This window comes from Kribbella alba (genome assembly GCF_039529635.1).
Classification (GTDB): domain Bacteria; phylum Actinomycetota; class Actinomycetes; order Propionibacteriales; family Kribbellaceae; genus Kribbella; species Kribbella alba.
Genome location: NZ_BAAANE010000002.1, coordinates 1 through 13240, shown reverse-complemented (window position 1 = coordinate 13240; position 13240 = coordinate 1). Strand labels below are relative to the sequence as shown.

Below are 13240 nucleotides of genomic sequence, written 5' to 3'. Positions count from 1 at the left end.
GTCAGTGCCCGGCCCGGTCCGAGTCGGCAGGGGTTGAACCCGAGCCGTCCAGCGCCGACAGCTTCGCCAGCTCGTCGTCGGTGAGCTCGAAGTCGAACACCGAGAGGTTCTGCTCCAGCCGTGTCCTGTCAGACGACTTAGGGATCGGTACTACGTTCAGCTGGACCTCCCACCGCAGCACGATCTGGGCAGGCGTCCTGTCGTGCGCCCGGGCGGCTTCGACGACGCTCGGGTGGTTCAGGAGATCGCCACCTTTGCCGATGGGACTCCAGGCCTCGGTGACGATGCCGTGCTCGGCATGGAAGTCGCGGCTCTCCTGCTTGGTCCACAGCGGGCTCAGCTGGATCTGGTTCACCTCCGGAGCGACGCCGGTCTCGTCGATCAGCCTCTGCAGGTGGGACGGCTTGAAGTTGGAGGTCCCGATCGCCCGGACCAGCCCGGCCTCGCGCAGGGCGATCAACCCGCGCCAGGCCTCGACGTACCGGTCCTGGTCCGGGTTCGGCCAGTGGATCAGCAGCAGGTCGAGGTAGGACACGCCCAGCTTCTCGGCGCTCGCCTCGAACGCGGTCCGCGCGCCCTCCACGCTGTGCCACCGCTTGTTGAACTTCGACGTGACGAAGACCTCCTCGCGCGGAATGTTCTTCAGTGCGCGGCCGACGCCGACCTCGTTGCGGTAGTTCTCCGCCGTGTCGATCAGGCGGTACCCGAGCTCCAAAGCCTCTCCTACGGCCCGCTCGGCGTCCGCGTCGTTCATCGGTGAGGTGCCGAGTCCGAGCCGCGGCATCGCGGCTCCGTTGCTCAGCGTGACGGTCGGGGCGAGTTCACTCATCGGGCATCCTCCGCTGGGTTTCTGCTGCCGCCACGGTATCGGTGGACATCGGGCGGAAACTGTCGCCGGGCTGGGTCATGATGGGTCGGTACCCCTCGGAGGCGGGGATCAGCACGCGGAGGGGTGGGCGATGAAGAACCGACTGATCACGCTGGTGGACCTCGGACTCGATAGCTCCTTCGACGCGTCGATGACCTTCGTGCAGGGCATCACCAGCAACATCAACGCCGGCTGGAACCGTCCGGTGATCGACGTGAACTTCGTCCGCACCCGCGACCACGAGACCGCCTTCTCCGCGCTGACCACACCCTCGACCGTGCTGCACGTGATGGCACACGGTGACCACAGCGAGGAGCCGTCGTTTCTGAGCACGGACGGGGAGACGCAGGTCTCGCTGAACGCGCTCGCGGACTGGTTCGTGGACCGCCAGTGGGGGATCTGCAGCGGGGTGGTGATCGCCGACGGCTGCAAGACCGGCATCGGCAAGTGGCAACGCGCCATCCGGGACTGTCTGCAGGACGACATCACCTATATCGGCACCAGCACGGTGATCGGCTGGTACGAGGCGACCGTCTTCTGCTCGGCCTTCTACGGCGCCCTGGTCCGCAACCGCGGCCGCGGCAAGAGCCCCGCCGAGCAAGGCTGGGACGCCGCCAACCGCGCGATCCGCGCCTACGAAACCCTCACCGACGCTCGCTGCCCCTACAAGCCGGTCACCCTCAGCCCCTCCCGCCGAGCCCTCCGCTCCCTCACCGGCTGAGCCACCTGATGGTGGTGGCGCCGTTGTGGCCGTGGATGGTCAGGAGGGCGTCGATACCGTCCTGCCAGACCGTGGTGGTCGGGTATCGGCCGCCCCAGTGCAGGGTCACCGTGCCGTCGGACCACTCGACGCCCTCCGCGACCACGCCGGTGCCGCTCACGCCGGAGACGTCGACATGCCGCACCAACTGGAAGCAGCGTGGTCCCGCCTGGGTGGCAACCTTCAGATGGCGCCGCCTGAGCAGCGCCGTCGGTCTACCGCTGATCTCGTCCATGGGCCCAGTCAACGCTCGCCGGGCGCGACCGACCATGAACCGGACCTGTATCCACAGGGCACTGAAAGCGCACCCGCCAATCACTGGATCGCCGTAACCTGATTGCAGGGAGTGATCGAGATTCGCGAGGAGCGAGCCGATGACAGTCATCGACCAGTGGACCGGCAGACACGCGCACGCCTTGCGGGCGGCGATGCGCCAGACCAACGAGGCGTTCGCCGAGCACCTCGGCGTCTCGGCCCGCACCGTAGCCAAGTGGCGTGAGCGCCCGGAGATGGTGCCCAGCCCGCAACTTCAGGAGGCCCTCGACACCTCACTCAACCTGGCGCCTCCCGACGCCCGCGCCAGGTTCACGGCGAACCTAGGCGCCGAGGAGCCCCCTCCAACCCTCGACGACTCGGTCCTCGGCCAGCTCCACGCCGCCGTCGGCGACCTCGCCCGCGTCCTCGCCCGGATTACGACCAGCACGTGAAAGGCTTGGCCGGATGAGACGACGACCCGTGGAGTCCGCCAGCATCCGCACGGTCGGGTACAGCGTTTCCACCCGCACCCTCGAGCTTGAGTACGTGAACGGCAGCATCTACCACTACTTCGACGTCCCCCAACCGACGTACGCCGGCCTGCTGGCCTCGCCAAGCATCGGCAACTTCGTCAACACCGAGATCAAGCCGTACTACGAGTTCGCCGAGGTGTGACGACTACATCGGCTGGACCTCGAAGATCTCGATCGCGAACCGGCCCTTGCCCTCGGTGAGGAACGGGTGGCCGTCGAGCAGCGCGCGGGCGGCGTCCAGGTCGTCGGCCTCGACGATCGTGTAGCCGTTCTGGTCACTCGGCTCGGCGGACGTGCCGTCGTCGCGGACCGACGCGCGCGGCACCAGCGGATTGCCCTGGTCCACGATCGACCCCGCCGCCTTGCCCATCCAGTCGGTCCACGCCTTCATCTGCTCCTCGCCCTGCTCCGGCGTGAAGTCCTCCATCGGCGTGGCCGGTCCACGGTAGAGGTACAGGTACTTGCTCATGGCGCATCTCCTTGTCTGGCGCGAGCGGCGAAACCGCCCGCGGAACCCGCCCTTGGGTGAGCGTTCTCTTCCTTGACGAACGACGGCCGGTGGAATCGACAGGAAGGTCAGCCGGTTTCGTTGCGTCAGCGGCGGGCACCAGAACGTAGACCCACGGGGGTGCGCCGGCACCAGGAGGTAAACATGGCTACTCGTACAGCGAGTGGTTCACGCATCATCACGATCGTTGTCCTTGTGTGGTTGCTGATCGGACTCGCCGCGGCGGCACAGCGGAACTACTTCTCCAGTTCCGACGCCAGTTGCGCGAAGGTCGGCACTGTTCTGGTCACCATCGTCGCCGGACCGCTGAACTACGTCGGCGCGAACCCGAAGATCGACTGCACCGCCCCGCAACCTTCGAAGTGACAGCCGTGGAGCGGTGAGGTGATCGCATCAGGCCGTTCTGGGCAGGCGGATGACCACCTCGGTGCCGCCTTCGGCCCGTGGTCCCATGGTCAGCTCTCCGCCCAGCTCCCGGATGCCGTCGTGGACCAGCTGAATGCCCAGGTGACCCGGCCCCGGGTCGTCGCCCGGATGTAGGCCGTGCCCGTCGTCGGCGACCCGCACCACGAGCTGCCGATCGTCGGCACCGATCTCGATCCAGGCATGGCCGGCGCCGGAGTGCCGCGCGATGTTGGAGCTGCACTCGCGGACCGCGCGATAGATGGCGGCAGCCAGTTCGGACCGCAGTTGGTCACCGATGTCCACCTTGACCGAGACGTCGATCCCGTTGCGCCGCAGCCGCTTGGCCAGATCCTCGATCGCGAAGGGCAACCCCGTCGCGGTGAGGTCCGGCGGATAGATGTCCACCATCAACGTCCGCAGGGAGCTCACCGCGGACCGGACCGTAGTGGCTACTCCGTCGAAGGCCGCGCGGGCCCTGGGGGTGGTATCGGGCGGCAGAGCCGTCCGCAGAGCACCCATCGCATAGCTGACGCCGGCGAGGTCCTGGACCACCCCGTCGTGCAGGTCACGCGCGATCGACTGGCGTTCTCGTTCGGACGCGGTCAGGGCGTTCGCCAGCAGTCGGCGCCGTTCGGCGTCTGCCCGGGAAGCCCGGCGGATCAGGCCGATCGAGATCGGCAGTTGCGCGAGCACCAGGAGCATCAGCGACAGCAGGGCATAGGTGACCACACTGCCGGTCAGCTCCGTCCGGGCGCGATCGACCCGTGCAGTCGTCGTGTAGACCTCCAGGCAGAGCGTCCCGCCGGACTCCAGCACCAGTGGCACGTAGACCTCGACCAGGTGATCGCCGAGCACCTCTCGCGGTTCGGAGAAGTTCTCCTCGTCGCTCAGATCGGAGATCGCGGTCTGGCTGGTCCCGTGGTCGATCGCCAGGGCGATGTCCTGGTCCAGCGGGAACCTCCGGCCGACCGCGGTCGGCGCATCGGAGTACAGCACGACGCCCTCGCGGCTCCAGACCTTGATCCGGGCCACCCCACCGTGCTCCTTGCGGGCGTGGACGGCCTCGTCGAGCCGCACGTGCGCGGCCTGGTCGCCCTCCAGGACGGCCGGGATGGCCGGTGCGAAGACGACCTTGCTGAGCGTCTGGGCCGACCGCTCGGCCTCGGTCAGCGCGGTCCGCTCGGCGATCTGGCGGGACGCGACCACGGCCGCCACGCCGACCAGGACGAACGCCGAGAGTGCCGTCAGAACCAGCGCGATGACCGCACGACGCAGCGACCTCGGCCCATTGTCATGCGTCATCGGAGGTCTCGATGATGCCCAGGCGCTGAGCCTTGAGCACCGCCTCGAGCTGCGACCGTACGCCGAGTTTGGCGTGGATCGACTTCACATAGCCCCGGGCCGTGTTGACCGTGATGCCCAGCAGTCGCGCGACTGCCACCGGAGCGACTCCCTTCCCCAGCAGCGTCAGCACCTCCCGCTCCCGGGAGGTGAGGCTGGCTGCCCCCGGATCGGCCGACGGCGACCTGGAAGGGACGGTGGCGAACATGGACGAGGCCACCGTCATCGCGCCGCTGCGGGCGTCCCGAAGGATCGTCAGCATCTCGTCGAGCGCGCCGGACTTCGGCGCGAAGGCGTTCGCGCCGGCCTGCGCGGCCCGGACCACCCAGTCGGCGTCCCGGTGCGCGGTCACGACGACCACGACGACGTTGGGCACCGCCTCGCGCAGCTTGCGGGTGACGTCGAGCCCGCTCTCCTGATCGAGCTCGATGTCCATCACCACCAGGTCAGGCAGCAGCTGGGTCGCCAGCCTGAGTGCCTCCGCCCCCGTCCCCGCCGTACCGATGCACTCGAAGTCAGGCTGGCTGCTCACCGCGAGCGCCAGCAGCTGGGCGAAGGTTTGATGATCGTCGACGATCATCACCCGGGTCGCCCTCCCCACAATGGTGGCAGTGCGCTGCCCATCGCGGTCACTGACCGTGGTCATACCAAAACGTTGATTCATCCCTAGCCCCCCGGCTCGCGCAGAATCCGCCCACCCGCGGCCCCCTGCGAAGTCCATATAAGCACGTTCCGTGACTCCCGTCACCAACTAGTTGAACGCTCAGGCCTGGGAACCTGTATTGGGGATGGTGCTGAGCGCACGGATTGCGGAATTGTTGAGCTCATGACGAACCGCCTCCTCCTCGTCGACGACCACGAACTGGTCCGGGAATCGATCCGCCTCGCGTTGTCCGGACTGCCAGACATCGAGGTCGTCGGTGAGGCGAGTGACGGGCTGCAGGCAGTCGAGGCCGCGGCCCGGCTGCAGCCTGACGTCGTCCTGATGGATCTGGCGATGCCCTGTCTCGACGGTGTCAACGCCACCCGCCTGGTGCTGACCTCGGATCCGGCCGTGCGCATCGTGGTCTGGACCTCGGCCCCCAGCGGTGGCGCCCAGGAGCTGGCGGCGCTGGCGGCCGGTGCGGTAGCGGTCGTCTACAAGGACTCGCCCGTGGACACCGTCATCGAGGCGATCCGCTCGGCCGTCGAGGTCAGAAGCGTCTAGAGATCGCCGGGGCTCGGCCACAGCCGGATCCTCACTTGGCCGATCAACGCGTCCAGCGGCACAGGCCCGAGTGTCCTGGAGTCGACTGAGTTCGCGCGGTTGTCCCCGAGCACGAAGACGCTCCCGGACGGCACCGTCACCGGTCCGTAGTACATGCCGTCGACCGTGCTCTGGTCCACAGCGCGCTCCGGCACGATCCGAGCGTTGACGACCAGTTGCCCGTCCTCGATCCCGACCTCGTCGCCGGCGATCGCGGCGACCCGCTTCACCAGCGCGCCGTCGGGTCCGTCGAAGACGACCAGATCGCCGCGGGCCGGGCCCTGCGACTTGTAGGCCCGGGTGGCGATCAGGATCTGGTCGCCCGACTTCAGCGTCGGCTCCATGCTCGACGACGACACCCGCATCGGCTCGCCGAACTGCAGCAGCACCACGACCAGGACGACCAGCAGCCCGGCGATCGACAGCAGCAACCGTCGACGCCGGACCGCGGTCAGCCGAGTGCGCCTGTCAGCCGCAAGATCCACAGTGCCACCCCAGCCAGCAGGATCGTGTTGAAAGCCCAGCGCCGGCGTCGTCCCTGCATCGTTGCCAGCAGCAACAAGAGGGTGCCGAGCTGTCCGATTGTGACCAGAATCCGTACCAGGTCGTCCTTCTCCGGCTCGCCATGCGGCCCGACCGGGACACCGCTCGCCGTCGCGACGACGAAGGTGCCCAGCAGGACGGTCATCAGGATGACGCCCGCCATGGGCGCGACCGGTCCCTCGGAGGTCCAAAGCCAGCGGGCCATGCCCAGCTGGAGCACGGCAGCGACGAGATAGGGAAGCACGTACCCGAACCCGTGGGCGAGCTGCTGCTGCACGACGACCAGCTCGCCCACGCCGGTGAGCCCGCAGAGGAACGCGGCCCCCGATCCCCAGCCGAACAGGGCTTCCTCCCCGGGCGGGACCGGGTCCTCGTCGTACGACGGATTGCGGCGAGGCACCACGACCGGCTCATGCATCGTCGGCTCCGAGTGGTCCGGCCGGCAGCCACCTGGCTGCATCTGCGTAGATCGGGTCGTCGTAGTCGTGGGGCGGGTCCACCCGGAACTGCGACATCATGTCGTGGTCCTCGTGGACCAGGTTGTGGCAGTGGATCATGTAGCGGCCGGTGTGCGGGCCGAACTTCATCACCAGCCGGACGGTCTCGTTCTCGCCGACGAAGACGACGTCCTTGCCGCCGAGCTCCCAGGGATTCGGTGGCTTCCCGTTGCGATCCAGGATCTTGAAGTCGACCAGGTGGATGTGCACGGGGTGCCACCAGCCGCCGGAGTCGTTGACGAACTCCCAGATCTCGATGTCGTTCAGGTTCGGATCGGCCAGCACCATCTGGAAGCCCGAATCGATGACGTCCTGCCAGTCCTTGCCATTGATGGTCCAGTGCCCGTGCGAGCGGATGAACTCGAACCGGCGGGTCTTGGTGGCCATCGCCTCGGTGAGCATCATCGCGGACTCGGCCGGATAAAGCACGGCCGGCACCGTGTTGTTGGTCGGGTCGGTCGAGTTGCTGGTCACGTCGAAGGCCATCACGTTCCCGGTGGTCGGGTAGTTCACGATGTTCTTGACCCCGAGGTTCTTCAGCACGATCCGCTGGCCGATCTTGTACTTGGCGAAATCGATCACCACTTCGTACCGCTCGGCGGTGCCCTGCCGGAAGCTGGTCACCTGCTGCGTGCGCGGCATCAACCCGCCGTCGGTGCCGACGAAGGTGAACGGGTCGCCGGTGCTGAGCGCGAACTTGAAGCCGCGGGACACCGACGCGTTGAGAATCCGGAACCGGTACTTGCGGCGCTCGACCTTCATCACCGGCCACGGCGACCCGTTCACCAGGATGACGTCGCCGAAGATCCCCTTGTGCTCGGGGTCGTCGAAGAGCAGTTGCCCGTTGGTGTCGAACGCGGCGTCCCTGATCACCAGCGGCACGTCGTAGCGGCCCTTGGGGAGCGTCGTCGCCATCTCCACGTCGTCGTGCAGGATGTACATCGCGGCCAGGCCCATATAGGCGTTCTCAGCGGTGTGGTGAGAGGCGTGGTCGTGATACCAGAGCGTCCGCGCGTCCTGGTCGTTCGGGTAGTGGTAGTCCTTGTACTGCCCCGGCCAGGTGATGTCGCTCGCGTACCCGTCGTACTGCGGGAGCGAGTCCGACCCGTGCAGGTGCACCGAGGTCGTGGCGTCATAGCCGAGCCGGGGATGCTTCGCCGGCAGCGCGTTCACGTGCCGCACCACCGCCGGTCGCCCCCGGTAGTTGTTGATGGTCGGCCCCGGGAAGTACCCGTTGTACGTCCACACCTCGGTCTTGAACCCCGGCAGGATCTCCTTCGTGGTGCTACGCATCGTCATGTCGTAGTAGTCGGTATGTAGCCCTCTGTACGCCGGTACCGCGACCGGCGGCACTTTGAACGGCACGGTGAATGGCGCCGGGAACTTGCTGGCCGGCAGCCGGGTCGCCGATACCTGGGCATGCACGGTCCGCTCCAGTGGCAAGGCCACCGCAGCTGTCCCCAAAGCCCCGAATTTCAAGATCTCTCTACGTGACACGCCCTGATCGGTACGTGACACAGCCCTGTCATACATCTGTTTCCCCCTGCACCCTGTCCTTCACAGGCCCCCACAGCCGGTGCTTCCCACGCTCGACGGTCCGTCACGCGCACGACTCCGGAACACCCTCGGGGTGGGGGGTGCGGGATCCCCAACGTTGGTTGGGTGCGGGAGCCACCACCCATGTTGGGGTGCGCGCCGCCGCCAGGTTGAGGGATGTGAGGAGGCTCGCGTGGCCCCGACACTGAGTGCATCGGGTGTCGTAACCGCCGGTGAGTCGCACCGGATACCCCGTCCGTGGCCGGGCTGGCGCATCACCCCCCTTGTCAGCCCGGCCACCCACCCAGGTTGCGATTCGGCCACGAAGACGCCGTGTAGTGCTGGCGGACGCCGGTGCCAGGTGGTTCTATAGGCACGCCCCCCTTCATTTTCTGACCGTCTGTGTCGGCATAGGGGTGTGGCTGTGGAAGACAGCGCCGGGTTCGGGGGTACCGGGTCGTCGGCCGCTGCTGTCCGCCCGATTCGCGGGTTCGTCCTCGCTTTGGTCCTGACCGCGCTGGCCGCGTTCCTGCTGTCCGGGGGAGCGGCCGCCATCGCCGCCAGATCGATCGCGGAGAAGTTCGCCCTGGCCGAGGCCGCCAGGTCCGCTGAGACTCTCGGTGCGGTGATCTTCGCTCCGAGGATGTCCGCGGTGATCGCCGGCGACGTCGATGCCAAGGCCGCGCTGGATGCGGCGGTCGAGGCCCGCCAGAGCGACAACGGTGTCGTGCGGGTGAAGGTGTGGGACCGCGACGGCACCGTCCTGTACTCCGATTCGCCGCGAATGATCGGGAAGTCGTTCCCGGTGACGAGCGACATCACAGACTCCATCGATCGGCAGCAGAGCCACGCCGAGGTGTCGAACCTCTCGGATCCCGACAACGCGGCAGAGAGCACCCTGGACCGGTTGGTGGAGGTCTATGTGCCGCTGGACCTGCCCTCGGGGGAGCGACTGGCCCTGGAGGTCTACTCGAGCGAGGCGAGGGTCTCGCTCGCGCGGAGCCAGCTGATCAAGACCCTGGTGCCGTTCGTGCTGCTGGCGCTGGTGGTACTCGTCCTGGCCCAACTTCCTGTCTCGGTCTGGCTGCTTCGCAAGGTCAGCCGGGCCGCTGCCGAGCGGGGACGACTGCTGCTCAGCAGTGTTACGGCGTCCGAGCGGGAGCGGCGGGCGATCGCCCACGACCTGAACAACACGGTGGTCCGGGATCTGATCGGCGCGGACGCGGCGATGAAGTCTGTCCAGGCCGACCTGCCGGTGAGTGCGTCGCCTGAGTTCCGCGGTTCGCTGGATCGGCTGACGGGGGTGGTGAGCGGTTCCGTCGGCTCGCTGCGCACCTTGGTGGTCGCCGTCTACCCGCCCGATCTCGCCGAGGCGGGGCTGGCGGACGCCCTCGACCGACTGGCCGACCGGCTGCGGCTCGATGGCGTGGACGTGACTGTGACGGTCGACCTGCGGTTCAAGCCGAGCCCTGCGGTCACCGCGGCGGCCTATCGGTGTACCCGCGAGTGCCTGACGAACATCGCGAAGCATGCCGGCGCGTCGCAAGCCTGGATCGAGCTGGTGGGCGATGCCCGGTGGCTTCGGCTGAGCGTCGCCGACAACGGTCACGGCGTCGCTCCCGCGGTCGGCCTGTGGAAAGCCGGGCACCTGGGTCTACAACTGATGCGCGACGCCGTCCACGAACTGGACGGCACGCTTTCGGTGCGGCGCCGGCCTGGTGGTGGCACGGAGATCTCGATAGTGCTGCCTCTGCAGGCGGTGGCGACACAAGGCTGACGTACCCCTCGTATTGAGGGGTCCGTGGTCCCCATGCTGCGGCTGGCCGCCGTCCACGTGGGGCGGGCAAGCTGTGACTCGACTTCAGTCGTATCCGGGGGGAAACGCATGCGTCGCCTGCTCATCATGCTCGGACTGGCTATCGCGTATGCGTTCGCGACCGCTGGACCGTCAGCAGCTCACACCGGCCTGCTCACCAGCGAACCCGCAGCGGGTTCGGTGGTCACCAGCGCGCCCCACCAGGTTGTACTCACTTTCCGCGAGGCCGTCACCGTAGTGCCGGGCTCCGTCCGTGTGTACGACGACCGTATGCGCCGGGTGGACATCGACGGCATCGCCGGTACGACGACCCAACAGGTGGTCCGGGCAGTTCTCCCAGGCCGCCTTGGGCAGGGCACCTACTCCGTGGCCTGGCGGGTGGTGTCCGCCGACGGACATCCGGCGGCCGGCAACTTCCGGTTCTCGATCGGTGCGCCCAGCTCAGTGGTCGGCACGATTCCATCGGGCGACGACTCGGGTGACGCCGGGGTGCTGCTCGGCTTGCTGCGTGGGCTGGGGTATCTCGGCCTCGCCGCCGGCCCCGGCGTACTGATGGTGGTGCTTGCTCTGTGGCCGGCTGGTCGCCAGGAGGCGAGGCCACGCCGGATGATCTGGTCCGGCCTCGCGCTACTCGCCGTGTCCTCGCTGGGGGCTATCGCTGTCGCGAGTGTGTGGACCAGTGGCAATTCGCTGGGTGATACCTGGCATGGAAGCTCGCACGATGCCGCTAGTGGCTTGTCCGACTTCGCGTATGCCGCGCGCTTCTACTCTCTGCTCGCTCTCGGTGTGGTGATCGGTGTGTCAGCCGTTCTAGAGCGCCCGCTCCGGCTCTTGACAGGGATTGCTTCGCTCGCGCTGCTGTGCACCTGGCCCCTGGCCGGTCATGCCGTGACAGGCCGGCAGGTTCCGCTGGCCGTCGCTGCCGACCTCCTGCACCTCACCGCCATGACCCTCTGGCTGGGAGGCCTCGCACTCGTCGCAGTGAGCCTGGCCCGCCCGGCGCTGGTGCTGGAACTCGCTGCAGTCCTGCCTCGGTTCTCCCGCTTGGCTTTCAGCTGCGTGGTCGTTCTGGTGATCACCGGCACCTACCAGGCCTGGCGCGAGCTCGGCTCAGTCTCAGCACTGACCAGTACGCCGCTGGGCAGGTTGCTGCTGGTCAAGGTGTCCTTCGTGGCTGTGCTGGTTGCGTTTGGAGCCCTGGCCAGACGGTGGGTGCAGCGTCATCTGATTCCCACGGTCCTGCAGGTGCAGGTGGTCGCCGCCGGGCCAGTGTCTGCGCCCGTGGGGGACACGGTGATGGGGGAGATGGTCGTCCGCCAGGTGCTGCCCGATCGGAAGCAGATCCGGGCGCTGCGGCAGGGATTGGTGGCGGAGCTTTGCATTGGTGTCGTGGTCCTCGGTGTCACTGCGGCGTTGGTCGCGACGAGTACTGCTGTCTGAGGGGTGTGGGGGGATGGTTCTGCGATGGATCGCAAGAGTGGTGGGGATCTGCATCGCCGGCGTGCTGCTGCTCGGTGCGATTCCGGCGTTCGCTCATGTGCACGTGCACCCGGACAAGGAGGTCAAGCCGGGGACCACCGATGTTCAGTTGACCTTCCATGTTCCGAACGAGAGGGCCTCCGCGCACACGGTCGCTGTGCGGGTGAGACTGGCGGCCGGTCTGGCAGGTGTCCACGCTGAGAATTCACCCGGCTGGACCGCCACGCCGGAGCCCGGGGCGCAGGGGACCCTGTCGGCGGTGACGTGGAAAGGCGGCTCGATCGGTGGAGGTGACGGCGTCGACTTCGCGGTGCATGTCGACAGGCTGCCGACCGGGGTGGCTCAGCTGACGTTCGCCGTGGACCAGACCTACGACGACGGGGAAGTGGTGAGCTGGAGCGAGGCGACCACCGAAGGCTCGCCTGAGCCCGAACATCCTGCGCCGGTCCTGGTGCTCGACGGCGCCGAGTCCGCGGCGGCGCCTGGGACGGCCGGAGTCACTGGGGCCTCTGGGGCCTCTGGGGGAGCGGCGAGAACTGCTGCGGTCGTGACGGCGGCGGTGGCTCTGCCGGCGCTCCTGGTCCTGCTCGCCGACGGACGGATCCGTGCGTCGAATCGCCGGCAGAAGATCGCGGTCGGACGGGAATAGCCCGGCGGGGGAGGCGGTTACATCTGATGCCGTCCGGTTCAAGACCCCCGGGCTTCACACTCCGCCGCTACGAGCGGCCACTCGCCGAGAGGCGTCACCGGACGGCGCTGGACTTGATGGGTGGTGGACACTCTGTCTGCCGCCCATCACGGCCTCCCCGGCGCACTTGTGTGGCGGGGGATGATGGACCCAAGGAACTCGCGGTGACGCGGGTGACTGGTGTGGTGCAGGGAGGGTGCAGACCCCGATTTGCATCTTCACCGTGAATGTCAGTAATGTTCTTCTTGTTGGAGCGAGTGCGGGACGCGAAAGCGGCCGGACGCTCCAAACTCCCTGAAGGTCCTAGGAGCCGAAACACGCCCCAAGCGGGTTTCGGTCACTGAGACACGCAGAGAGGCTGGGACGAAAGAGGCCGATTTGACTGGCCCCGGACGAAACAGTAATGTTTGGCGGGTTGCCCCGGAGCTTCAAACGAAAGTCTGAAGCGCGGTGTGCGTCCGATTCTTGAGAACTCAACAGCGTGCCGAAAGTCAATGCCGAAATATGCATTAACCCCGTACACGGCATTGGATGATTCCATCTACCCCGGGTCTCTTCGAGATTTTGGGTGCTGGGTTGTCTGTTGTCCGTGTTCGGATTCCTTTGAAAAACAATGATTCAAGTCAGTTTGATTGTTTCTGAGATATCAAAGGATCTACTCAATGTGTTGACTCTCCACATCTTCGGATGTGGTTTGTTTATAGATTTCAACGGAGAGTTTGATCCTGGCTCAGGACGAACGCTGGCGGCGTGCTTAACACATGC

Annotated in this window: 16 protein-coding genes; 8 read left to right on the top strand and 8 right to left on the bottom strand. The window is 67.0% G+C overall.

Annotated elements, in window-relative coordinates; genetic code table 11:
- Position 1 precedes the first annotated feature (1 nt).
- Entirely contained in the window at positions 2–829 is an 828-nt protein-coding gene (locus ABD210_RS02040; RefSeq protein ID WP_344107986.1) for an aldo/keto reductase, read from the bottom strand.
- 130 nt (positions 830–959) lie between these two features.
- Between ABD210_RS02040 and ABD210_RS02035 the strand changes: the two genes are divergently transcribed.
- Positions 960–1589 carry a hypothetical protein gene (locus ABD210_RS02035; RefSeq protein ID WP_344107983.1) on the top strand — a complete coding sequence of 210 codons (630 nt, stop codon included), beginning with the start codon at positions 960–962 and terminating at the stop codon, positions 1587–1589.
- On the opposite strand, the gene ABD210_RS02030 is transcribed toward ABD210_RS02035, so the two are convergent.
- A complete protein-coding gene (locus tag ABD210_RS02030) occupies positions 1579–1863 on the bottom strand; it encodes a hypothetical protein (protein ID WP_344107980.1) in 285 nt (94 codons plus the stop codon). The genes ABD210_RS02035 and ABD210_RS02030 overlap by 11 nt on opposite strands.
- A 139-nt stretch (positions 1864–2002) precedes the next feature.
- Here ABD210_RS02030 and ABD210_RS02025 point away from each other — a divergent pair, with 139 nt between their 5' ends.
- Both ABD210_RS02025 and ABD210_RS02020 read left to right on the top strand, forming a co-directional pair.
- The gene (locus tag ABD210_RS02025; RefSeq protein ID WP_344107978.1) at positions 2003–2335 is read left to right on the top strand and encodes a helix-turn-helix domain-containing protein; all 333 of its coding nucleotides are present in this window, start codon (positions 2003–2005) and stop codon (positions 2333–2335) included.
- Between the two features lie 13 nt (positions 2336–2348).
- On the top strand, positions 2349–2558 hold the full coding sequence (locus ABD210_RS02020; protein ID WP_344107976.1) for a KTSC domain-containing protein: 210 nt from the start codon (positions 2349–2351) through the stop codon (positions 2556–2558).
- A gap of 3 nt (positions 2559–2561) precedes the next feature.
- Here ABD210_RS02020 and ABD210_RS02015 read toward each other — a convergent pair whose 3' ends face one another.
- The gene (locus ABD210_RS02015; protein ID WP_344107973.1) at positions 2562–2885 is read right to left on the bottom strand and encodes a YciI family protein; all 324 of its coding nucleotides are present in this window, start codon (positions 2883–2885) and stop codon (positions 2562–2564) included.
- 183 nt (positions 2886–3068) lie between these two features.
- On the opposite strand from ABD210_RS02015, the gene ABD210_RS02010 reads away from it, so the two are divergent.
- On the top strand, positions 3069–3290 hold the full coding sequence (locus ABD210_RS02010; protein WP_344107970.1) for a hypothetical protein: 222 nt from the start codon (positions 3069–3071) through the stop codon (positions 3288–3290).
- Between the two features lie 27 nt (positions 3291–3317).
- Here the strand turns inward: ABD210_RS02010 and ABD210_RS02005 are convergent, their stop codons facing one another.
- A complete protein-coding gene (locus tag ABD210_RS02005; protein WP_344107968.1) occupies positions 3318–4631 on the bottom strand; it encodes a sensor histidine kinase in 1314 nt (437 codons plus the stop codon).
- Entirely contained in the window at positions 4621–5316 is a 696-nt protein-coding gene (locus tag ABD210_RS02000; protein ID WP_344107966.1) for a response regulator transcription factor, read from the bottom strand. Before ABD210_RS02000 ends, ABD210_RS02005 begins: the two co-directional genes overlap by 11 nt.
- 180 nt (positions 5317–5496) lie before the next feature.
- Between ABD210_RS02000 and ABD210_RS01995 the strand changes: the two genes are divergently transcribed.
- A complete protein-coding gene (locus tag ABD210_RS01995) occupies positions 5497–5877 on the top strand; it encodes a response regulator (RefSeq protein ID WP_344107964.1) in 381 nt (126 codons plus the stop codon).
- Here the strand turns inward: ABD210_RS01995 and lepB are convergent.
- The 3 genes from lepB to ABD210_RS01980 are packed head-to-tail and all read right to left on the bottom strand — an operon-like array spanning position 5874 to position 8405.
- A complete protein-coding gene (gene lepB, locus ABD210_RS01990; RefSeq protein WP_344107961.1) occupies positions 5874–6401 on the bottom strand; it encodes a signal peptidase I in 528 nt (175 codons plus the stop codon). The genes ABD210_RS01995 and lepB overlap by 4 nt on opposite strands.
- Positions 6368–6877 (bottom strand): hypothetical protein, encoded by a 510-nt coding sequence (locus ABD210_RS01985; RefSeq protein WP_344107958.1) that lies wholly within the window; start codon positions 6875–6877, stop codon positions 6368–6370. The genes lepB and ABD210_RS01985 overlap by 34 nt, the downstream gene beginning before the upstream one ends.
- Positions 6870–8405, bottom strand: coding sequence for a multicopper oxidase family protein (locus ABD210_RS01980; RefSeq protein ID WP_344107956.1), 1536 nt, complete (start codon positions 8403–8405; stop codon positions 6870–6872). Before ABD210_RS01980 ends, ABD210_RS01985 begins: the two co-directional genes overlap by 8 nt.
- A 505-nt stretch (positions 8406–8910) precedes the next feature.
- Here ABD210_RS01980 and ABD210_RS01975 point away from each other — a divergent pair.
- The 3 genes from ABD210_RS01975 to ABD210_RS01965 all read left to right on the top strand — a co-directional run bounded on the left by ABD210_RS01975 (position 8911) and on the right by ABD210_RS01965 (position 12436).
- A complete protein-coding gene (locus tag ABD210_RS01975; protein ID WP_344107954.1) occupies positions 8911–10269 on the top strand; it encodes a sensor histidine kinase in 1359 nt (452 codons plus the stop codon).
- A 108-nt stretch (positions 10270–10377) separates the two neighbouring features.
- Positions 10378–11748 (top strand): copper resistance CopC/CopD family protein, encoded by a 1371-nt coding sequence (locus ABD210_RS01970; protein ID WP_344107952.1) that lies wholly within the window; start codon positions 10378–10380, stop codon positions 11746–11748.
- 13 nt (positions 11749–11761) lie between these two features.
- On the top strand, positions 11762–12436 hold the full coding sequence (locus ABD210_RS01965; RefSeq protein WP_344107950.1) for a DUF1775 domain-containing protein: 675 nt from the start codon (positions 11762–11764) through the stop codon (positions 12434–12436).
- The last annotated feature ends 804 nt before the right edge of the window (positions 12437–13240 follow it).